Genomic DNA, 20,905 nt, shown 5'->3' on the forward strand with positions numbered 1-20,905 from the left:
GCGCGTCTCCGGATGTCGGCGGCATGCTCTAGGGTCGAACGTATGTTCGATTCGGAGCCCGACTGCACCCTTGCGCCGCCCTCGGCATCGCCGCGGCGTTCGGTGGACGCTGCGCGGATCCGGTCTTGGATCGCGGCCGTGGGCGAGCTCGACCTGGTCACCGACGACGCTGAGCGGATCGACCTGATCCGGGCCCTGGAGGAGGCCAAGTGCGCCTTCGAGGCCACGCAGGCCGGGCTGTCCGCGGACTTCGAGGAATCCCAACGTTCCTCGGCTGCGGAGCGGGGTGTGCCACCCGAGCGGCAGGGCCGCGGGCTCGCCGAGCAGATCGCGCTGGCTCGGCGCGAGTCGCCGCACCGTGCCCGCCAGCACCTCGCGCTCGCGAGGATTCTGCGCCGCGAGCTGCCGTTCACGTGGGCAGCGTTCCGCGACGGGCGGATCACCGAGTGGCGGGCCACGCTGGTCGCTCGCGAGACCGCCTGCCTCGAGCTCTCCCACCGCCAGCTTGTCGACGCGGAGATCGCCAACGACGCCGAGCGGGTCGAGGCGATGAGCGACAGCGAGACCGTCGCGGCCGCCAGGCGGCTGGCCTACGCGCTGGACCCGGCCTCGTGCGTCGCCCGCCGCCGCCGCGCCGAGGCCGAACGACGGGTGACCATGCGCCCAGCACCCGACGTGATGGCCCAGGTCTCCGCGCTGCTCCCGGTCGCCCAGGGTGTCGCGGTGTTCGCGGCGCTCAAGGCCGAGGCCGACCGCTGCATCAGCGCCGGCGACGGCCGCAGCCAGGGGCAGATCATGGCCGACACCCTCGTCGAGCGCGTCACCGGCCAGACCACGGCGGCGGCCGTCCCGCTCCAGGTCCACCTCGTCGTCCCCGACACCGTCCTGCTCGGCGACCGTGAGGAGGCGGCCGAGGTCGACGGCTACGGCCCCGTCCCCGCCGAGCTCGCCCGCCGGCTCGTGGCCGGCTCGCCTGAGCACACCGAGCTGCGCCGTCTCTACGCCAGCCCCACCACCGGGCAGCTGGTCGCGATGGACTCCCGCGCCAGGACCTTCCCCGACGGACTCGCCCGCTTCATCAGGCTCCGCGACCGGGTCTGCCGCACCCCGTGGTGCGACGCACCGGTGCGTCACATCGACCACGTCCAAGACCATGCCGACGGCGGCCCCACCAGCGCAGCCAACGGCGAAGGACTCTGCGAGTCCTGCAACCACGCCAAGCAGGCCGCCGGCTGGCATGCGCGGGCCCGACCCGGACCACGGCACACCGTCCAGGTCACCACCCCCACCGGGCACACCTACCGATCCAAGGCACCCGCCACCCGACCAGGCCGACGCGAACCCCGCCTCGCCTTCCGCGTCCACTGCACCCTCGGCGGCACACTCCGCCGTGACGCCGCCCGAGTGTCTGGCGAGCCCTGTCGGTGCCAGCCCCTACTGTCGAGAGCGTGAGTAGTCGATGAGCAAGCTGGACGCCGTCCGTGCCCTGCGCGAGAAGCGCTACGAGAAGACGATGGCGCAGGCCCGAGGCGGGCCGGGCGCCATGCCGACGGCTCGTCCGCGAGTCGCCCCGCCCACACCGGCGGCTCGACCCGCCCTCCGGGCGGTGCCTGACGTCGCCGACGGTGCCGAGGCGATCGCCGTGACCGGGGAGACGGACGCCGCCGACGAGCTCTGCGGCCACCGCAACATGGGCGGACGCACCTGCACGCGCGAGCGCGGTCACTCGGCCAAGAGCCACCGCTACAGCTGACGTCGAGCCCTGCCCCCATGCCCGCCCGACTAGGTTGGACCGGGTGAGCGACGGCCTGATCCGAGACCTGACCGACGAAGAAGCCCGCGCGTCCCTGCGCGCCAAGTGGGGCATGGCCGAGGAGGGCGTCATCCCGGCCTGGATCGCCGAGATGGACTACGCACCCGCCGACTGCGTCACCGACGCGCTGGTCGACGCGGTCCGGCAGGGCGTGCTGGGCTATCCGCCGTTCGAGACCGGCGGCCAGCTCGGTGAGGCGTACGCCGGGTTCGCCGCCCGGCACTTCGGACAGCACGTCGACCCCGGCCACGTGCGCCCCGTCGTCGACGTGACGGCGGGCGTCCGGCTGCTCCTCGACGTGCTGAGCGGACCCGGTCCGATGGTGATGCCGGTGCCGGCGTACTCCCCGCAGCTCGAGATCGCCCAGATCACCGGGCGCGAGCGGGTCGACCTCTTCGTCGATCCCGAGGCCGAGAGGGCCGAGCTCGACCTCGACCAGCTGGACCGGCTCCTCGCCGACGGCGCGCAGACCTTGCTCCTCACCCAGCCGCACAACCCGTGGGGCCGGGTCTTCACCCGCGCCGAGCTCGAGGGCGTCCGCGACGTCGTCGTCCGGCACGGCGCGCGGGTGATCTCCGACGAGATCCACGCGCCGCTCGTCCTGCCGGGAGCTCGGCACGTGTCCTACCTCGACCTGGAGGGCACCGCCGACCACGCGGTCGCCCTGGTCGCCGCCTCCAAGGCCTTCAACACCGCCGGCCTCAAGTGCGCCCAGCTGGTCATCCCCGACGACGCGACCCGCAAGGCGATCGAGGACGTGCCGATGGCGCGCAACGACTCGTGGTCCAGCCTGGGCATCGTCGCGAGCATCGCGGCGTACACCCAGGGCGACGCCTGGCTGGCCGCCCTCCTCGAGCGGCTCGACCAGCAGCGCACCCTGCTGGCCACCCTCCTCGCCGAGCACCTGCCCGCAGCCCGGATGCGCCCGCTCGAGGCGACCTACCTGGCCTGGATAGACCTGCGCGCCTACGGCCACCAGCGCCCCGCCGAGCTGGCCAAGGAACGTGGCCGGGTGTGGGTCTACGAAGGCGACGCCTTCCACCCGGGTCTGTCCGGCCACATCCGGCTCAACATCGCCACCTCACCGGAGCGGCTCACCGAAGTGGTACGCCGCCTGGCGTCGGCGCTCGCCTGACGGGTCAGTCCTCCTCAGCCAGCCCCACCTTGCGCGCGAGGTCGGCCGCCAGGTCGCCGGGAGCGAGCGTCCCGGCGGCGATCCGGGTGGTCGGCCAGTCGCTGACGTCGATGCCCGAGAGACGCGAGAAGAGCGCGAGGTCGTCGGCGTACACCTCGACCAGCCGCTCCATGTCCGCCGCCGTCGGCGCCGGGCCGGCCTGGTCGCGCGGGGTCGGGTTCGAGCGAAGGCTGGGGTAGCGGTTCCAGGCACCGATCCCGAGGAAGTCGACGAGCGAGTCGAGCACGGACTCCGGCGAGGTCACGAACGACCGGAACGACACCAGCAGCCACTGCTCACGAGGGAAGACCCCGAGCCCGCGCTCGAGCTGGCGGCCGTAGAGACCCCGCGCGACCATCGTCGTGCGGCGCACCTCCCTCGACGTCTTGCCGGCGGGGAAGCCGTCGAGCACCGACAGGTCGCCGAACCTCTCGATCGCCTCGTGGAACGCGGGCCAGTCCGCGAGCCGCTTGCGCTCCATCGACCACTGCGAGAACGCCCGCTCGATCGGGTCGCGGAAGGACGCGACCAGCCGCATGCCGGGGTCGTAGCGGTGCATCCGCTCGAGCGCGGCCGGCCAGAGGAGGTACGACGGCGTCGCGTCGCCCGCGATCCGCTGCCCGGGGGTGGTGCGGTCGGCGGCGTACGCCGAGTAGTCCGGCGCCGACCAGTCGAGCCGCTCGTCGTCGAAGAAGTGCAGCTCCTTGGCCCGCGCCCGGGCGACGTGTCGGTGCCGCACCAGCATGGTGTGCATCGTGCTGGTCGCGGCCTTCTGCACCCCGACGATCGCGAACGAGATCGGCAGCCGGTCCGTCATCGAGCTGCTGTCATGAAGACGGGACGAACCTGCGCGCGAACTTGTCGGCCAGCTCCTCGGCCGGCATCGAGCCGGTCGCGATGCGCCGGGTCGGCCAGGACGAGACGTCCAGCCCCGAGAGCTGCTCGAAGAGCGTGAGGTCGTCGGCGTACCGAGCCACGAGCCGCTCGATGTCGTCGGCGGTGGGCGGCACTCCGGTGTGCTCCTCGGGCGTCGGGTTGTGACCGAGCGGTGGGTAGCGGCGGAACCGGTGCAGGCCGAGGTGGTCGGTGATGGCGTCGAGGGCCGCGGTGTAGTCGCGCACCCACTCCGAGAAGTTGAGCATCAGCCACTGCTCGCGCGGGAACTGCGCGAGACCGCGCACGAGCTGCGCGCCGTAGAGCCCGCGGATCACCATGCTGCGGCGGTGCACGCTCCAGCGTCCCGCGCCGGGCGGGACGTGGTCGAGCATCGACTCGTCGTCGAACTGCTCGATGGCGTCGCGGAACTCCGGATAGGGGTTGCGCTGACCCCGGCCCATCGACCACTGGGAGAAGGCGCGCTCGATCGGGTCGCGGAAGGACGCGACCAGCAGCATGTCGGGGTTGTAGGCCCGCATCCGCGCCAAGGCACCGGGCCACATGACGTACGACGGCGTCGCGTCCACCGCGATCGTCTGCTGCTCCTGCATCCGCGACCCGTAGTAGTGCGAGTAGTCCGGGGCGGACCAGTCGCGTTCCTCGTCGTCGAAGAAGTGCAGCTCCTTGTTGGCGAAGTGCCAGTTGCGCTCCTGGCGCGCCGGGTCGTTCTGGAAGGTCGGCGCGACCAGGCGGTGCCGCACGAGCATCGCGTGCATGGTGCTGGTGGCGGCCTTCTGCACCCCGACGATCGACGCGGTGATCGGGATCCGGCCGAGCTCGCGCGCTCGCTCCTGCTCCCCGCTCATGTCTGGCTCGCTTCCTTCTCGCCCGGCCGGTGCGCGTAGAAGACGTCGCGGTCGGCGTGCGGGAGCCACTCGCGGGTGACGTGGTCGATCACGTGCTGCCCGTCAGGAGACTCGATCCGGTGGACGTGCGCGAAGCCCTGCCGCTCGAGGTCGGCCCACTCGCCGCGGCCGAGGGCGGTGAACAGCTCGTACTCGCGGCGCTTGCGCGCGGTCCGGAAGTTGTCGGCGAACGCCTCGGGTGCCGTCCAGTGCGCGAACTCGTCGGAGTCGAGCCACTTCAGCTCCAGGCTGGCGCCGTCGGGCAGCCGCACGAACTCGACGTCCTCGGGGTAGGCGCGCAGCTCCCACTCGAAGGCCTTCACGTGCGTGTACGCCGGGCCCATGGGATAGCCGTAGGCCTCGACGTTGGGCAGCCCGAGGTCGAGGTAGGCGACCCGGTCGCTCTCGACGTAGAGGCTGTGCCGCGGCACGCGCACGATCACGTCCTTGCCGGGCAGCTGCCAGGACAGGTCGTGGATGAGGCCCTCGGCGTCCTCGGTGAGGACCATGTCGCCGTCCCACTTCAGCGAGTACGCCGTCTCCACGTGGGCGAAGGACCAGTTGTAGAAGTAGACGAGGCTGTGCACGGAGTCCGCTCGGGTGCCGAGGTGCTCGGGACCGCAGCGGCTGACGTCGAAGGGGTACTCGAAGACCCGCAGCAGGTCCTCGAACCCGTGCTCGCGCGCGACCTGCCGGGCCACCTCGGGCGTGCCGTCGTCGGACTGGTTGTCGACGAGCACGACCGCCTGCGTGGCGCGGAAGAGCGGCGGCAGCACCCAGGGCAGCGAGCGCGCCTCGTTCTTCACGCGCAGCACCGAGGTGGTGCCGGGCTTGAGCCTGCGGCCGGGCTGCTCCCACGGCCAGGACACGCGGAAGTCCTCGCGGCCCTCCACGTTGGTCGAGCTGCCCTCGGTGGTCGAGCCTGTCGAGACCGTCATCCGTCGGTCTTCCTGGCCTCGAGCCGCTGCTTCACCGCCCGGCGGGCGCCCGCCGGCACCATCGCCCGCAGGGAGTGCGGGATCCGCGACCCGGTCGCGTCGGCGCCTCCCGCTCCGCCCAGCCCGGCGAGACGATCGCGCTCGGCGACGATGCCCTCGAGCCGCGCGCTCGCCGCGGTCGACTGGGTGAGCAGCTCCGCCTCGGTGTAGTAGTCGGTGTAGTCCTCGCGCAGCTGGTCGAGCGTGGCCCGGAGCTCGGGGGTGTCGCCGTCCTTGTCGGCCAGCCGGTCGAGCGCCGACCAGGTGGCCTGGGCGATCTCGCGCAGCCGCGCCGGCACGTGCAGGTCGTCCCAGGTCAGGTGCACCCGGCGCAGCGAGGGGTCGATGAAGGAGTGCACCTTGCGCAGGTCCTGCGCGGACGCGCGCAGCACCGCGTCGTACTGCAGCCGCTCGCCGAGCTCGAAGACCGGCACCGTCCAGTCGTCGAGGAGGTCGGCGTAGCGGACGAAGGCGCGCTCGGAGTCGCGGGTGGCCACCTCGGTGTGGAGCATGACGTTGACCCAGCCGGCGGTGCGGCTGATCTCGTTCTGGCTCCCTGGTCGGGAGCCGGCGGCGTAGTACTTCTGCTTCGAGCCGACGACCTCGGTGACCGGGCGCAGCATCGTGATGTACGACGGCGTGGCGCGGCAGCGGATCGCGGCCCCGCGCCACATCCCGATGAACCACACCAGCCGCGGGTCCTTCACGACCAGCTCGCTGGTGGGCAGCTCGCCCGCCGCCTCGTCGCCGGCCTCGGCGGCCGCGAACTGCTCCTCGAGCCATTCGTACAGCTCGTTGCGGAAGATCTCGCGCATCGCCGGGCGACCGGTGTCGAACCAGGCCGACGGCCGGGCGTCACCGGTCTGCACGCGCACGCGGTTGAGCAGCCGCTCGTGGAACTCGACCGCCCACTTCGGCTCGCCGAAACCCTTGGGGTTGGTGGCGTTGCCGGCGACCTCGGGCTGAGGCACGTGCATGCCGAGCGCCTGGAGCGTGCCGGACATCGTGCTGGTGCCGCTGCGTCCGGAGCCGACCACGAAGGAGATCCGGCGACCGTCTGACATGGCGGCCAGCCTACGGCCCGGGCGCGAGGCGCCGGAAACTACGCTGACCCGCATGCTGGTCTCCGACGCGCACCGCTTCGTGTTCGTGCACGTCCAGAAGACCGGTGGCGTCACCGTGCACAAGGTGCTCGAGCAGCTGGTGCCGGACCTGCGGCAGGTGCCCGAACGCGGCATCAAGCACTCCACGCTGCGCCAGGGGCTCGAGCGGGAGCCCGCCCTGGCGGCGTACTGGACCTTCGGGTTCGTGCGCAACCCCTGGTCGCGCCTGGTGTCGTGGTGGTCGATGGTGCAGCGCTTCAAGGAGCTCGCGGACAGCGGGCACGAGCCCGCGCAGGCGAGGTTCGACCGCAACGAGTTCCTGCGCACCTCGCGGGGGTACGCCGACTTCGACACCTTCGTGCTGCGCGGCTCGGAGGAGCTCGAGCGGCTGCGCACCCCGCAGGTCACCTACCTCGAAGCCGGGGACCGCCGCGCCGACTTCGTGGGCAGGACCGAGCGGTTCAAGGACGACCTGCGCGCCGCCGTCGAGCACCTGGGGCTGCAGTTCCCCGACGAGCTCCCGCACACCAACCGCAGCCCGCACGCGCACTACACGACGTACTACTCCGACGCCTCGCGGCAGCGGGTCGCCGAGCTCTTCGCCCCTGACATCGAGACCTACGGCTACGAGTTCACGCCACCCACCTAGGCTGTGCGCCGTGCGAATCTCCGTCATCGGGTGCGGCTACCTCGGCGCCACCCACGCCGCCTGCATGGCCGAGCTCGGCTTCGAGGTGGTCGGCGTCGAGATCGACCCGGTCAAGCGCGCAGGACTGGCCGCCGGCAAGGTGCCCTTCTTCGAGCCAGGCCTCCAGGACCTTCTTGCCGAGCACGTCGCGAGCGGCCGGCTTCGGTTCACTGACTCGGCGCAGGAAGCGGCGGAGTTCGCCGACGTCCACTTCGTCTGCGTAGGGACGCCGCAGGTCGCCGAGGGCCTCGGCGCGGACGTCAGCCAGGTGGACGGGGCGATCGAGCTGCTCGCGCCGCACCTGACGAGGCCCGCGGTCGTGGTCGGGAAGTCGACGGTCCCGGTCGGCACCGCCCCGCGCCTGGCCGCACGGCTCGCCGAGCTCGCGCCGGCCGGCGCCGACGCCGAGCTGGTCTGGAACCCCGAGTTCCTGCGCGAGGGCTTCGCCGTGGCGGACACCTTGCGTCCCGACCGGCTGGTGCTGGGCGGCGCGACGCCCCACGCCGAGGAGCTGCTCCGCGAGGTGTACGCCGCGGCTCTGGCCGACGGCACGCCCCTGCTGCTGACCGACTACGCCACGGCTGAGCTGGTGAAGTCCGCGGCCAACGCCTTCCTGGCCACCAAGATCTCGTTCATCAACGCCATCGCGGAGGTCTGCGAGGTCGTGGGGGCCGACGTGGTCGACCTCGCCGACGCGCTCGGCCACGACGACCGGATCGGACGCAAGTTCCTCAACGCCGGGATCGGCTTCGGGGGCGGGTGCCTGCCCAAGGACATCCGTGCGTTCGTGCACCGCGCGGGCGAGCTCGGCGTCGAGGACGCGGTGAGCTTCCTGCGCCAGGTCGACGACATCAACCAGCGGCGTCGCGAGCACGTCGTCGCCATCGCCACGGCGATGCTCGACGGGTCGGTGTCCGGCAAGCGTGTGGGCGTCTGGGGTGCGGCCTTCAAGCCTGACAGCGACGACGTCCGCGACTCCCCCGCGCTCTGGATCGCCGGGCAGCTGCACCTGCGCGGCGCCGACGTGCGCGTCTACGACCCCGAGGCCGGCAAGACGGCCGCCCTCATGTTCCCGACCCTGACGTACGCCGCCAACCCGATCGACGCCGCGACGGACGCCGACCTGCTGCTCCACCTGACGGAGTGGAAGGAGTTCCGCGCGCTCGACCCGGTCGCCGTCGGCGACGTCGTGACGCGCAAGCAGGTCCTCGACGGTCGCAACCTGCTGGACTTCGACGCCTGGCGAGCAGCCGGCTGGACGGTCCGCGGTCTCGGCCGCCGCTGAGCCTGCGGTCCCCCTCGCGCTCAGAACGAGTAGCCGAACGCCCTGACGTCCTGGTCGAACAGCTCGGCGACCCTCTCGCGGGCGACCGGCGTGTAGTGGGTCCGGTAGTCGTCGGGCGGACCGGCGTTGTTGCGCGGGATCTCGCCGGGCAGCGAGAGCCCGAGGCGGCCGAAGACCTCCCGCACGTCGGCCTCGAGGTTCTCGGTCTTGCCGACGAAGTCGGCGCGGCGGCCCGGCGCCCGCAGGTAGCGCACCTGGGGTGTGCGCAGCCGCTTGACCTCGTCCGAGCCCTGCAGCACGAACGTCTCGAAGTCGGGGAAGTCGGTCATCACCTTCGCCCAGAACTGGTTGCGCCCGAGCTTCTCGGTCATGAACTCAGAGCCGGCCTCGACCGCTTCGCGGCGGCGCTGGACCATGGAGTACCACGACCACATCCGCGCCCAGGGGTTGCGGACGAAGCCGAACACGAAGTAGTCGCGGAGCTCGGGACGCACCTTGAGAGCCGCTCCCAGACGGGCGTGCCGGCCGCCGCCGAGCCCCTGCACCGGCACGGCGTCGGGCAGCGCGTGCCGCAGCAGGTCCTGCACCGTCAGCCCGCCCGTCTTCTGCACGTGCACGAAGAGCACCCGGGCGGAGTCGGACACGATCACGTGCCGAGCCTAGTAGCGGTGGTCTCGAGACCACCTGGGGCGCTAGAGCTCCATCAGCCGCGAGGGCCGGAAGCCGTCCCAGCGCTGCTTGGTCCGCACCGGGTCGAGCAGGTAGTCGAGGTCGACCTCCCAGGTGTGGCCGGTGGGGTTGCGCCGCAGCACGTAGCCGAGGCCGTGCGTGCGGTAGAGCGAGGCACCGGCCGCGGCGGCCGCCGCGAGCAGCTGCGCGTCGACGTACTTGTGCACGGAGCGGAAGCCGCCGACCTCGCGCAGCAGCCCCCGCTCGATCATCAGCGTGCCGCCGGCGACGAACCGGGCGAAGACCTCGGTGACGTGCCCCCGGGTGACGGTGATGTCGGGACCGGTCAGGTAGTGGAACTCGGCGGGCATGCCGACGACCTCGGCCCCGCTGTAGCGGTGGGCCCGCACCAGGTCGGCGACGACGTCGGGTGCGTACCAGTCGTCGTCGTCCATCTTGAGCAGCAGGTCGCCCGACGCCGCCAGGGCCGCCTGGTGGAGCACGTCGCCGAACGCGACCTCCTCGGGCTGCGGCAGGAGGACCAGCGACACCCCGTCCCCGAGCGCGCGGCGGACGTCCGCCTCGTCCGGCTCGAAGCCGTGCGGGGCCAGCACCAGCTCGAGCGGGACGCCACGCTGGCGCGCCACCTGGGACAGGGCGAAGTCGAGCATGTCGGCGCGGCGCGTGGCCAGCAGCACGCTCACGGCCGGATCGGCCGCGACGCGGACGCCGGCCCGGGCCGCCGCACGCCGCCGCCACGACCGGGTCGAGAAGGCGTCGAACGCGGCGCGCCGGAGCACGAGACCGTGCTCCTCGCGCGCCAGCAGACCGTCGTCGGCGGGCTGCGCGGTCAACGCATCGGCGACGGCGGGGCCGAGCGCGTCGCGCGCCCACGACGGCACGTCGGACGAGGTGAGCACGACCCCCGACATCGCCAGCCCGGCGACCGTGCGCAGCACGGTGCGGTCGGGGTCGGCGGGCCACGAGACCGAGACGGTCGCGGCCTCGCGCAGCTGCCCGGCCAGTGACTCCGTCAGGACAGCGCCCGGTGGCAGCATGGCCGGCGGACCGCACCGGTCGGCGCGGAACCCGTGCGGGTTGAGCAGCCGTTCGTCGAGGCGCGGTGAGAGGTCCGGCTCCGTGAGCCGCACCGGTGGCCGGCCGAGCACCGGGTGGTCCTGCAACGGTCCGGCCCCGCCCCCGAGCACGACCTCCACGGGAACGTCGGCGTCCTCAGGAGAGGGCGCGTCGCCCACCCACAGGCCCTCGTTGCCGCCGCGGTGCGGCACGGCCTGTCGGGCGACCTCGGCGAGCGCGCGGGCGATCAGCACGGGTGCGTCGAAGCGCAGCACGACGAGCCACCCGCCGTCGTCCAGCCGCCTTGACCGGACGCCGGTCACGGCCTGCCAGGAGGCGTCGGGCCGCGGCAGCACCGGGGACCCGGCGGCGAGCCACACGGCGATGACGGGTGCGCGGCCGAGCGCCTCCAGCCCTTCGGCGTACGGCTTCAGCGCCAATCGGTCGCGGACCACCAGGACGGCCAGGTCCCGGGTCGCCCCAGCGGCCCCGGCGGCCCCAGCAAGCTCGGGCGCGGGGAGCACGACCACCTCGGCCCCGCTCGGCGGGACCAGGTCGATCGCGTCGGGGTCGACGAGCACGAGGACGTCGCCGCTCGCCTCGCCCAAGAACGTGGCCAGCGTGTCAGGCATGGGACCGCAGGCGGTTGCGCACGCGGACGAGGGTGCGCCGCAGGCGGGACGGTGGCGGCGGGGCTGGCGGGGCCCCCGGGGCAGGCGCGGCCGCACGCTCCTTGCGGTCCCCTCCCTCGGTGTCCGGAAGCGCGGCGGGGTCCTGGGCGGCTCCGGAACGGCCGGGCAGCCGGGCGCCGCTGAGAGACCTCGACGGTGCCCACCCGGTCTCGGGACCGTCGACCCACCAGCTGCCGAAGAGCTCGTCCACGACGTCGTCGAGGTCGTCCGACGCACTCCGCACACGCAGCGCCCGCTGCACCGCCGCGGTGCGCTCGAGGCGCGCGGTCGAACCGTCCGGCATCAGCGCCGACCGAAGCCCGTGGTGGGTCCACTCGATCTCGCGGACCATCCGGTTGAGCGCACGCGGGCGGGGCGCCCAGCCCGCTGACGAGAGCGTGAGCCGGAACGTGGCCGGACTGCGCCCCTCCCGCTGATCGGGAAAGGTGTCGACCAGACGCACGCGCGAGTCCGAGACGTACGACGCGTGCACGATGCGGGTGTCCAGGCGGGGGTCGTCGAGCACCGCCACCCGTTCGTCGGTCAGCGACGCCCAGGGACCCACCAGCGTGACCACGATGTCCGGCACCGTCGACGCGAGCACCGCGTCCACCGTGGCGACCACGTCGGCGTGCCGCAGGTCGGCGACGTCGAGGACGACCTCGACGTAGGGCACGGCGTACTGCCGTCCGGCGGTGGCGCGCTTGACCCGTCCGTCGGGGATCCGGTCCGCCAGGAAAGGGAAGTTGTAGTCGTTGACCTCGTCCTGCCGACGCATCACGTGGGTGCGGCCGAGGTGCCAGCTGCGAGCGGCGCGGTCGGGGATGAACACCGCGCCGCACTCGGCCAGCCGGTAGCCGAGCTCGGAGTCCTCGCCCAGCTTGAGCGCCAGGTCCATGCCGCCGGCCTCGAGGTAGAGCGCGCGGTGCAGCGAGGCGGTCGCGCCGACGTGCGCGCGGTGCGCTCGGGGGCCGGCCTCCCGCAGGTCGTCGGTGCGCTCGTACATCTCCTCGACCCAGTCGTGGGCCTCGCGGTCCTGACCGGCGAACCACTCCTCCAGCCGACCGGCTGCGACCGCGTCGCGCACCTCCTCCGGGCTCAGGCCGTCGAGCGGCGACGGGTCGACGAACCACTTGTGGCCGAGGACGACGGCGTGGTCGAGCGCGTCGTGCCAGCGCAGCTGCGCCTCGACGTGGTCGGCCTCGACGAGCATGTCGCTGTCGAGCCAGTGCAGGACCTCCCCGTCGGCCGCCAAGGCGCCCCGGTGGCAGGCGGCCGCCCTCCCCCAGGAAGCACCGCCGCGCACCAGGCGGGTGCGCTCCGGGCGCACCTCGGGGAGGCCGGCGAGCGGCTCGGGAGAGTCGTCGCTGACGATGACCTCGAGCAGGTGCGCCGGGTAGGTCTGCGCGGCGAGGCCGGCCAGCACCAACGGCAGCGTCCGCTCGGCCTGGAAGGTGGGGATGACGACGCTGACCGCCTTGGTGGGGGTCCAGGACCCGACGTCGGGGACGCGGATCGATCCCCAGTCGTTGCGCCGGACGCGGGCCTGGCTCATGACACCGCCGCCGGGCGGGCGGGCCACTCGTCCGGTCCTACCTCGTGCAGCGGGCTCGGCCGGAACCCACGCCACTGCGCCGCCACCGTGCGGCGGCTGAGGAAGTAGCCGAGCTCGGTCGCCCAGGTGTGCCCCGTCGCGGTGCGACGCAGGAGGTAGCCGAGCCCTTGCGTCCGATGCACGCGCCCGCCGGCCAGGCGTACGCCGGCGAGCAGCTGCGCGTCGACGTACTTCACCACCGAGCGGAAGCCGCCGACCGCACGCAGGTCGTCGCGACCGATCAGCATCGTGCCACCGGCCACCACCTGTGCCGAGCGCTCGACGACCGCGCGACGCCGCACGGTGATGCCGAGCTGGTCGAGATAGACGAGCTCGGCGGGCATGCCCACCAGCTCGGCCCCGGACGTGCGGCGGGCCCAGAGCAGGTCGGTGGCGACGTCGGGTCCGTACCAGTCGTCGTCGTCCATCTTCAGCACCACCTCGCCCGACGCCGCCTGCGCGGCGGCGTGCAGGACGTCGCCGAAGCGGGCGCTGCGGGGCGACGGCACCACCACCAACGGGATCTCCCCCAGGCGGCTGCGCAGCGCGGCGCGCAGCTCGGCGTCCAGGTCGAAGCCGTGCGGGGCCAGCACCAGCTCGATGTCGGCCCCGCGCTGCTTGGCCACCTGGGTCACGGCGAAGTCGAGCAGCGCGCGGCGGCGGGTCGCCAGCACCACGCTGACCGTGGGCAGCCCGGCGACCCGGACACCCGCCGCCGCCCCGAGGCGCGTGCGCTCGGCGAGCAGTGAGTGCCCCGCCGCGGCCGCGCGCCGCAGGTGGACGCTGTGCACCTCGCGCGCGACGGCGTCGCTCAGGTCCACCTCGGCCGTCAGCAGCGCGGCCAGCGCGGGGGCGAGCCCCTCCGGCGGCGTGGACGCGAGGAGCGGGACGCCGGCCATCGCGAGCGCGGCGACGTCGTACGCCGTCGCGCTCCCCGGCACGCGCACACCCTGCGCGTCGCGGAGGGCGGCCACGGTCGACTCCGTGACCGGGCCGTGGAGGACGTCGGCGGACAGCTCGACGACCAGGCGCTCCCAGTCGCGACGGAAACCGGTCGGGTTCAGCACGCCCTCGTCGACCGTCACTTCGGCCGCCACTGGGCCGGCCCCACGCACGACGACCGCCGCCCGGCCGGTGACGGGCGAAGGGTCGTCGGCGGGCGCCCCGCCCCTGAGCACGTCGGCGGGCACCTTCGCATCCGGATCGTCGTCCCTGGCCACGACCAGTCCGCCGGAGGCGGCGGTGCCACGGGATCCCGCGTCGACGCGAAGGCGCGCGAGCAGCTCCTGCGTGGGTGCGACGCCGGCCAGACGCAGCCGGGTGACAGCGCCGCCGTCGTCGGTGAGGTGCGCGTCGAGCTCGACAGGATCCGGCCACTCAGGGCGCACGCGCGGCACCAACGGAGTGGTGGCCTCGGCCAGCCAGGTCACCAGGGCACGCGTGCGGCCGACGGCGGGGGGTGCCTCGAGGCCGGCGCGCAGTGCGGCTCGGTCACGAGCCGCCACCACGACACAGCCCCAACGCTCCTCGTCAGCGCCGGCGACCGGGTCTCCGAGAGACTCCAGACGGACGCCCTCGGGCAGGGCCGCCCGGTCGGCGAGACCCGGCTGTGCGAGCAGCAGAGTCGGGCGCGCGGCGCGCTCCAGCACCCGGGGCAGCGACACGGCGCCAGCCTACGGCAGAGCGGCCCGCCGGCCCCTGCCTGGCCTGCGGCCCTGCCGGAGTCGGCCAAGGTGTGACAGCGGTGACGCCTGTGGCCACCGATGTGCCGGACACCTGGACGCCGAGTGTTCGTTGACCGGAAATGCAGACAAGGGTCCCGACGTCTGTGACGATGGATCCGGGACTCTGGGGGGCGTCCCGGACAGGTTCACCGCCCGTTTGTAGGGCCCCGCCAGAGAGGGACTGTGATGCCGGCCTCCCCCCGACCGCGCCTCCGTGTCGCGCTCCCCGCCTTCGCCACCTGCCTTGCCGTCGGCGTGGTCGCCTGCACGAGCGCACCCGGCGCCGGGTCACCCGCCCCCGAGCGGAGCACGAGCTCGAGCAGCACGACGACCGCCTCGCCGTCACCTTCGGCGCCCGTCACCTCGCAGGCGGCCGTGAAGAAGCAGCGGGTCAACGTCCGCGTGCTGCCCGCGATCTCGCAGCCCGGCCGCACCGCGGCCGGCGCCGCTGCGGCCCGCGCCGTCCTCCTCGTCACCGTGACGCCCGCCCGCAAGAACCGGCCGGCCGTCCTCGAGCGCAAGAAGGGCAAGACGTTCGTCAAGGTCGGCCGGGTCCGGGTCGACAAGGCAGGCAAGGCGCAGTTCGCGGTGCCGGTCGGCAGGACCAAGTACCGCGTCACCGCCAAGACGTTCAAGGGCAAGCCGGCCGTGTCGAGCGCGCTGGTGCGCGCCCGCGGCCTCGGGGCGCCCTCGTTCCTCGACGACTTCAACGGCACCTCGCTCGGCTCGGCCTGGAGCGGCCGCGTCCAGGCCTACGACCCCGACGGCATGCGCAACTGCTCCAAGGGCGACCCCCAGGCCGTCGCCCTCGAGGGCGGCGCGTTGCGACTGAGCGTGCTCGCCGACGGTGCACGACCCGAGCCGTGCACGGCGTACCGCAAGGACGGCTCGCTGATCGGCGACTTCCGCTACCGCCTCAACGGGCACATCTCGACGGCGGGCCAGGCGTCCCTGCGCTACGGCTTCGCCGCCGCGCGGATGAAGTTCCCCAAGGCCAAGGGCCAGCACGCCTCCTTCTGGCTGCAGCCCGTCCCCTACAAGCCGGACGCGACCAGCGCCGCTGAGGGCGGCGCGGAGATCGACGTCGTGGAGTACTTCGGCCACGGCGGCAAGAACGGCGGCATGACCAGCTTCATCTACCACCCGACGCCGGCGGGACGCGCCATGGCCGGCGGCTGGGTGACGGACAACGAGCGGTTCCTGGCTTCGAAGTCTGACTCGTGGTGGACGGCGTACCACGTCTTCTCCGTCGAGTGGACGCCGACGGAGTACGTCTTCCGCATCGACGGCAAGGAGACCTGGCGGATCACCGAGGGCATCTCGCACCAGCCGCAGTACCCGATCCTCAGCCTGCTCTCCTCGGACTACGAGCTCCAGAACCTCGGCAGCGAGGCCAGCCTCCCACAGCACATGTACGTCGACTGGATCGCCTTCTGGCAGTCGTGACGCGACGGTCCTTGGCCCCGACTTCGTGAGAACTGCTCGGTAAAGCACGTCCTGCCGGGCCTCGCGTGTCACGATGGGCGGCGTTCCCCACGTCGATCGAAAGAGTCCCACGTGCCCTCGAACCCGAACCGTCGCTATCGCGCCGCCGCGGCGCTCAGCGCCGTCTCCCTCACTGTCACCGGCGCCCTCGCCGGTGCCATGACCACGTCCGCCGAGGCCGGCGTCGACGCCGCCGCCTCGACCAGCTCGTCGACCAGTGCGGCGGCCGCCAAGCAGAAGACGTCCCTGACGGTGCTGCCGCCGATCTCGCAGTTCGGCAAGAAGCCGGCCGCGGCCAAGAAGGCCAAGACCGTGGTCACGGCGACCTTCACGCCGGCCAAGAAGGGCCGCCCGGTCAGCCTCTACGTCAAGTCGGGTGGCTGGAAGAAGGTCGCCACCACCAAGACCACCCAGTTCGGCATCGCCGACTTCACGATCCCGACCAAGAAGGGCGCGACCTACAAGGCCACCGCGGCCAGCTACCGCGGCCTGCCGGCCATCACCGCCAAGCCTGCCAAGAACACCTGGAAGTCCGCCGACTTCACCGACGAGTTCGGCGGCAGCGCGCTCAGCGCCGAGTGGGCGCAGCGTCAGCCGTTCTACAACCCGGCCGGGCTGCGCAACTGCGCCAAGGGTGACCCCTCGGCCTCCGTCGTGAGCGGAGGCACGCTGCGCCTCAGCGTCCTCCTCGACCCGGCCCGCACCGCCGAGAAGTGCGCGGCCAAGAAGGCCGACGGGTCCACGCTGGGCAGCTTCGCCTACCGCCTCAACGGGCACATCTCGACCGACGGCAACCACGACTTCAAGTTCGGCGTGGCCGCCGCCCGCATCAAGTTCCAGAAGGAGAAGGGCGGCCACACGTCGTTCTGGCTGCAGCCCACCAGCTACAACCCCGACGCCACCTCCGCCAAGACCGACGGCGCCGAGGTCGACATCATCGAGTGGTTCGGCCAGGGCGGTCGGCAGAGCGGCCTGACCAGCTTCATCTACGAGCCGACCCCGAAGGGTCCCAAGAAGACCGGCGGCTTCCTCAAGCAGCAGGACCGCTTCCTGGCCAACAAGAAGGACGCTTGGTACAAGAACTACCACGTGTTCTCGGTCGAGTGGACGCCCAAGCACTACGTCTTCCGCATCGACAGCAAGGTGAGCGCCGTGATCACCAACGGCATCTCGCACGTGCCGCAGTACCCCATCCTGAGCCTGCTGTCCTCCGACTACGAGCTGGCCAACGCGCCCGGCGACGCCAAGTCGTTGCCGCAGCACTCGTACGTCGACTGGATGCAGATCTGGGAGTACTAGACACCTCGGCACGCCGCAGTCCCGAACCCGCGCCCCGACAGCGACAGCTGCCGGGGCGCGGGTCTGTCTTGAGCCCGGCGCGGAAATACCGTCGACCAGTCGGCCCGACTAGTCCCGATGGACCACTCGGGGGTGACGAACGGGTCAAATCGTCACGATTCGCTGACACCCGGGAGCGTGGCGACGAGCATGGACACAGACGTTGGGGGGCGTCTTACAAGCTCCATATCCCCCCGACAACCAAGGACGTCCCCCCGTGTCCTCTCGCTTCGTGCTGCCGCGCGCCCTTCGCCCCTGGCGTGCTGTCCCGCTGGCCGTCGCCGCCCTCGCGGTGACCACCTCCCTGCTCGCCCCCCTGCCCGCGCTCGCCGCGGGCGGGCAGACTCCGAAGCACGGGGTCGGTGAAAGCAAGCAGGACGGCAAGAGAGACGGGAAGAAGGACCACAAGAAGCAGCCGCGTGAGCAGCTGGCCACCCTCGAGGTGCTGCCGCCCATCTCCCAGGTCGGCCCCGTCCCGGCGGCGGCCGCCGAGGCCGAGACGGTCCTGACCGCGGCCTTCCTGCCGGCCCGCGAGGGTCGTCCCGTCGTCCTCACCCGCTGGAAGCAGCGCCGCTGGCAGGTCGTGGACGAGGGCCGTCTCGACGCCGACGGCCGTGCGGAGTTCAGCGCGCGCACCCGAACCGCAGGGAAGACGAACCGCTACCGCGTCACCGCACCGGCGTACCAGAGCCTGGAGAAGGTGAGCACCCAGCCGGTCCGCACCAACGTCTGGGGCGCTCCTGATTTCCTCGACGAGTTCAGCGGCACGTCCCTCGACTGGCGCTGGGGGCACCGGATCCAGTTCCTGAACCCGTGGGGCGGCCGCAGCTGCTCGAAGGGCTCCCCCGACGCCGTCGCGGTCGAGGCCGGCGCCCTGCGCCTCAGCGCGATGGCCGACCCGGCGACCACCGCCGCTCTCGGGCCTTGCTACACCTACGACAGCGAGGGCAACGCCCTCGGCACCACGCCGTACCCGTACCGGATGAACGGCCACATCTCGACCGAGAACGTCGCAGACTTCCGCTACGGCGTCGCCGCCGCGCGGATGAAGTTCCACCAGGGCAAGGGCTCGCACGCGTCGTTCTGGCTCCAGCCGCGCGGTCTGCTCAAGTACGGCACGACTCCCTGGGGCGCCGAGATCGACGTGGTCGAGTGGTTCGGCGCCACGGAGGACCGTCGGGGCGGACTCGTCAGCACCGTCTACCGGCCGACGCCCGAGGGCGCCAAGGAGGCGATCGGTGGACCGGTCTCCGACACCGACTCCTACCTCGCCTCGCGGTCGGACCGATGGTGGCGCAACTACCACGTGTTCTCGGTCGAGTGGACGCCCGAGGAGTACGTCTTCCGCGTCGACGGCCGCGAGACCTGGCGTACGTCGGAGGGCGTGTCCCACAGCGAGCAGTTCCTCATCCTCAGCCAGCTGACGTCCGACTACGAGCTGGACGCCAACCCGACCGGTGCGCCGCAGCACACCTACGTCGACTGGGTGCAGTTCTGGCGCGCCGACGCCGGCTGACGAGGAAGTCGCAGCGTCTAGCGTGACCTGACGCGCGGACGCTCGTTGGAAGGGTGCTTGTCCATCCCCCCGACGAAGGACATTCCCCCCCATGTCCGCCTACCTACGCCACCGCATTTCCGCCACCCTGATGTCCGGCCTGGCCTCCGGCCTGCTCACCGTCCTCCCGCCCATCGCCCAGTGGGGTCCCGGCCCGGAGCCGAGCCGTGCCGCCGAGACCGCCCTCGTCGCCGAGCTGGGGCCGCGCGTTGCCGGCGCGCGGCGACCTCTCGTGCTCGAGCGTCGCACCTCGGCCGGGCGTTGGCGGGAGGTGGAGCGGGTGCGCCGCCGGCACGACGACCGGACCGTGTTCACCGCGCGCACCAGGGTCGCCGGCGGCCCGGCGACGTACCGCGTCGTCGCTCCGGAGTGGCGGCACCTGCCGGAGGTGCGCACACCCGCGGCGCGGGCGACCGCATGGGGGTCGCCGGTGTTCCTGGACGAGTTCGACGGTGCCGCCCTCGACTGGCGGTGGCAGCACCGCGTCCAGATCCACAACCCGTGGGGCGGTCGCAGCTGCGCGAAGGGCGCGGACGCCGCGGCCTCGGTCGGCGGGGGCGTGCTGCGGATGAGCGTGCTCCCCGACCCGGCCGAGACGGCCGCCTCCGGCCCCTGCTACACCTACGACGCCGACGGCAACGCGCTCGGCGACGTGCCCTACGCGTACCGCGTCAACGCCAACGTCTCGACACAGCACAGCGCCGACTTCCGCTACGGCGTGGCCGCCGCCCGCATGAGGTTCCAGCGGGCGCGCGGCCAGCACGCGGCGTTCTGGCTGCAGCCGCGCGGGCTGGGCTACGACACCCCCGCCACGTGGGGTGCCGAGATCGACGTCGTCGAGTGGTTCGGCGCCACCCCCGGACGTGACGCCCTGGTGAGCACCGTCTACGAGCCCGCCCAGGGCGAGGACCGGGCGCGCATCGGCGGCCGCTACCGCGACCCCGACCGGTTCCTCGCGTCGAGGTCGGACAGCTGGTGGCGCAACTACCACGTGTTCTCCGTGGAGTGGACACCCGACGAGTACGTCTTCCGCATCGACGGCCTCGAGACCTGGCGTACGTCGGCCGGGATCTCGCACGACCCGCAGTTCCTCATCCTCAGCATGCTCAGCTCCGACCACGAGCTCGCGGCCAACCCCGACGCACGCCCCGAGCACGCGTACGTCGACTGGGTCGCCTTCTGGGAGCTGCCCTCGTCCTGACCCCCCATGCCATCTGGCCCGGTCGACCTCATCCCCCCGGAGGCCGGCCGGGTCAGGTGCTCCACGCCCGGTGGTCGAGCAGCGAGCGGAGCGGTGAGGTCCCGCCGCTCGATAGGGTCGCCCGGTGATCGTGTCCCACCGACACCGGTTCGTCTTCCTCAAGACGCGCAAGACCGCCGGCACCAGCCTCGAGCTCGCGCTCGCGCGGGTGTGCGGGCCCGACGACACCATCACCTCGCTCAACCCGAAGGACGAGGTGGAGCGCCGGGCGGCCGGGATCCCGGGCCCGCAGAACGACGAGTCCCCGCCTCTCAAGCGACGCGCGTTCAACCACATGCCGGCCCGGATGGCCCGCGACGCGATCGGCGCCGAGGTCTTCGACGCCTACTACCGCTTCGCCGTCGAGCGGAACCCCTGGGACGCGGTCGTGTCGGCGTACTTCTGGAGCTTCCGCGACCGGGAGGCGCCCAACTTCGCCGAGTGGGTGCAGGGCGACCAGGTCGACAACCTCGCCAAGAACGCCGGCATCTACCGGCTGCAGGGCGAGATCGCGGTGCACAGGCTGCTGCGCTACGAGTCCCTGGCCGCCGACGTCGCCGAGGTATGGGCGCACCTTGCCCTGCCGGGCACGCCGGACCTGCCGCACGCCAAGGGCGGCGCCCGGCCGCGCGACGCCGACTACCGCTCGATGTACGACGACGCCTCGCGCGAGCGGGTCGCCGCCGCGTTCGAGCGCACCATCGCCGACCTGGGCTACGAGTTCTAGGGCT

Annotated in this window: 18 protein-coding genes; 10 read left to right on the forward strand and 8 right to left on the reverse strand. The window is 72.5% G+C overall.

Going from position 1 to position 20,905, the window contains the following annotated elements; translation table 11 throughout:
• Positions 1-138 precede the first annotated feature (138 nt).
• Genes ABD295_RS20165 through ABD295_RS20175 form a run of 3 tightly spaced genes read left to right on the forward strand, consistent with a single transcriptional unit; the run spans position 139 to position 2,948 of the window.
• Positions 139-1,452, forward strand: a complete 1,314-nt coding sequence (locus tag ABD295_RS20165; protein WP_344305639.1) for an HNH endonuclease — start codon at positions 139-141, stop codon at positions 1,450-1,452.
• A gap of 7 nt (positions 1,453-1,459) precedes the next feature.
• On the forward strand, positions 1,460-1,753 hold the full coding sequence (locus ABD295_RS20170) for a hypothetical protein (RefSeq protein WP_344305640.1): 294 nt from the start codon (positions 1,460-1,462) through the stop codon (positions 1,751-1,753).
• A 43-nt stretch (positions 1,754-1,796) separates the two neighbouring features.
• Positions 1,797-2,948 (forward strand): MalY/PatB family protein, encoded by a 1,152-nt coding sequence (locus ABD295_RS20175; protein WP_344305641.1) that lies wholly within the window; start codon positions 1,797-1,799, stop codon positions 2,946-2,948.
• Between the two features lie 4 nt (positions 2,949-2,952).
• Here ABD295_RS20175 and ABD295_RS20180 read toward each other — a convergent pair whose 3' ends face one another.
• From ABD295_RS20180 to ABD295_RS20195, 4 genes are read right to left on the reverse strand one after another with little or no spacing between them, the layout of a single operon-like run.
• Positions 2,953-3,804: a sulfotransferase gene (locus ABD295_RS20180; RefSeq protein WP_344305642.1), complete on the reverse strand. Its 852-nt coding sequence runs from the start codon at positions 3,802-3,804 to the stop codon at positions 2,953-2,955.
• 10 nt (positions 3,805-3,814) lie between these two features.
• Positions 3,815-4,729 carry a sulfotransferase gene (locus ABD295_RS20185; protein ID WP_344305643.1) on the reverse strand — a complete coding sequence of 305 codons (915 nt, stop codon included), beginning with the start codon at positions 4,727-4,729 and terminating at the stop codon, positions 3,815-3,817.
• On the reverse strand, positions 4,726-5,706 hold the full coding sequence (locus tag ABD295_RS20190; RefSeq protein ID WP_344305644.1) for a glycosyltransferase family protein: 981 nt from the start codon (positions 5,704-5,706) through the stop codon (positions 4,726-4,728). Before ABD295_RS20190 ends, ABD295_RS20185 begins: the two co-directional genes overlap by 4 nt.
• A complete protein-coding gene (locus ABD295_RS20195) occupies positions 5,703-6,809 on the reverse strand; it encodes a sulfotransferase family protein (protein ID WP_344305645.1) in 1,107 nt (368 codons plus the stop codon). The genes ABD295_RS20190 and ABD295_RS20195 overlap by 4 nt, the downstream gene beginning before the upstream one ends.
• A gap of 52 nt (positions 6,810-6,861) precedes the next feature.
• Here ABD295_RS20195 and ABD295_RS20200 point away from each other — a divergent pair, with 52 nt between their 5' ends.
• Together ABD295_RS20200 and ABD295_RS20205 are read left to right on the forward strand one after the other, a co-directional pair.
• Positions 6,862-7,497 carry a sulfotransferase family 2 domain-containing protein gene (locus ABD295_RS20200; RefSeq protein WP_344305646.1) on the forward strand — a complete coding sequence of 212 codons (636 nt, stop codon included), beginning with the start codon at positions 6,862-6,864 and terminating at the stop codon, positions 7,495-7,497.
• A 10-nt stretch (positions 7,498-7,507) separates the two neighbouring features.
• Positions 7,508-8,821, forward strand: coding sequence for a UDP-glucose dehydrogenase family protein (locus ABD295_RS20205; protein WP_344305647.1), 1,314 nt, complete (start codon positions 7,508-7,510; stop codon positions 8,819-8,821).
• Between the two features lie 20 nt (positions 8,822-8,841).
• Here the strand turns inward: ABD295_RS20205 and ABD295_RS20210 are convergent, their stop codons facing one another.
• Genes ABD295_RS20210 through ABD295_RS20225 form a run of 4 tightly spaced genes read right to left on the reverse strand, consistent with a single transcriptional unit; the run spans position 8,842 to position 14,496 of the window.
• Positions 8,842-9,471, reverse strand: a complete 630-nt coding sequence (locus tag ABD295_RS20210; RefSeq protein ID WP_344305648.1) for a sulfotransferase family 2 domain-containing protein — start codon at positions 9,469-9,471, stop codon at positions 8,842-8,844.
• Between the two features lie 42 nt (positions 9,472-9,513).
• Positions 9,514-11,199 (reverse strand): glycosyltransferase, encoded by a 1,686-nt coding sequence (locus ABD295_RS20215; RefSeq protein ID WP_344305649.1) that lies wholly within the window; start codon positions 11,197-11,199, stop codon positions 9,514-9,516.
• Positions 11,192-12,820, reverse strand: a complete 1,629-nt coding sequence (locus ABD295_RS20220) for a glycosyltransferase (RefSeq protein WP_344305650.1) — start codon at positions 12,818-12,820, stop codon at positions 11,192-11,194. The genes ABD295_RS20215 and ABD295_RS20220 overlap by 8 nt, the downstream gene beginning before the upstream one ends.
• The gene (locus ABD295_RS20225) at positions 12,790-14,496 is read right to left on the reverse strand and encodes a hypothetical protein (protein WP_344305651.1); all 1,707 of its coding nucleotides are present in this window, start codon (positions 14,494-14,496) and stop codon (positions 12,790-12,792) included. The genes ABD295_RS20220 and ABD295_RS20225 overlap by 31 nt, the downstream gene beginning before the upstream one ends.
• Positions 14,497-14,742: 246 nt before the next feature.
• Here ABD295_RS20225 and ABD295_RS20230 point away from each other — a divergent pair, with 246 nt between their 5' ends.
• From ABD295_RS20230 to ABD295_RS20250, 5 genes are all read left to right on the forward strand, one after another.
• Positions 14,743-16,002: a glycoside hydrolase family 16 protein gene (locus ABD295_RS20230; RefSeq protein WP_344305652.1), complete on the forward strand. Its 1,260-nt coding sequence runs from the start codon at positions 14,743-14,745 to the stop codon at positions 16,000-16,002.
• Positions 16,003-16,113: 111 nt separating this feature from the next.
• Entirely contained in the window at positions 16,114-17,340 is a 1,227-nt protein-coding gene (locus ABD295_RS20235; protein ID WP_344305653.1) for a glycoside hydrolase family 16 protein, read from the forward strand.
• A 256-nt stretch (positions 17,341-17,596) separates the two neighbouring features.
• Positions 17,597-18,895, forward strand: coding sequence for a glycoside hydrolase family 16 protein (locus ABD295_RS20240; protein ID WP_344305654.1), 1,299 nt, complete (start codon positions 17,597-17,599; stop codon positions 18,893-18,895).
• A gap of 91 nt (positions 18,896-18,986) precedes the next feature.
• The gene (locus tag ABD295_RS20245; protein WP_344305655.1) at positions 18,987-20,135 is read left to right on the forward strand and encodes a glycoside hydrolase family 16 protein; all 1,149 of its coding nucleotides are present in this window, start codon (positions 18,987-18,989) and stop codon (positions 20,133-20,135) included.
• Positions 20,136-20,259: 124 nt separating this feature from the next.
• Complete coding sequence (locus tag ABD295_RS20250; protein WP_344305656.1) at positions 20,260-20,901, forward strand: sulfotransferase family 2 domain-containing protein; 642 nt, start codon at positions 20,260-20,262, stop codon at positions 20,899-20,901.
• Positions 20,902-20,905: the final 4 nt, after the last annotated feature.

Source organism: Nocardioides bigeumensis, from assembly GCF_039531755.1.
In the GTDB taxonomy this organism is placed as follows: domain Bacteria; phylum Actinomycetota; class Actinomycetes; order Propionibacteriales; family Nocardioidaceae; genus Nocardioides; species Nocardioides bigeumensis.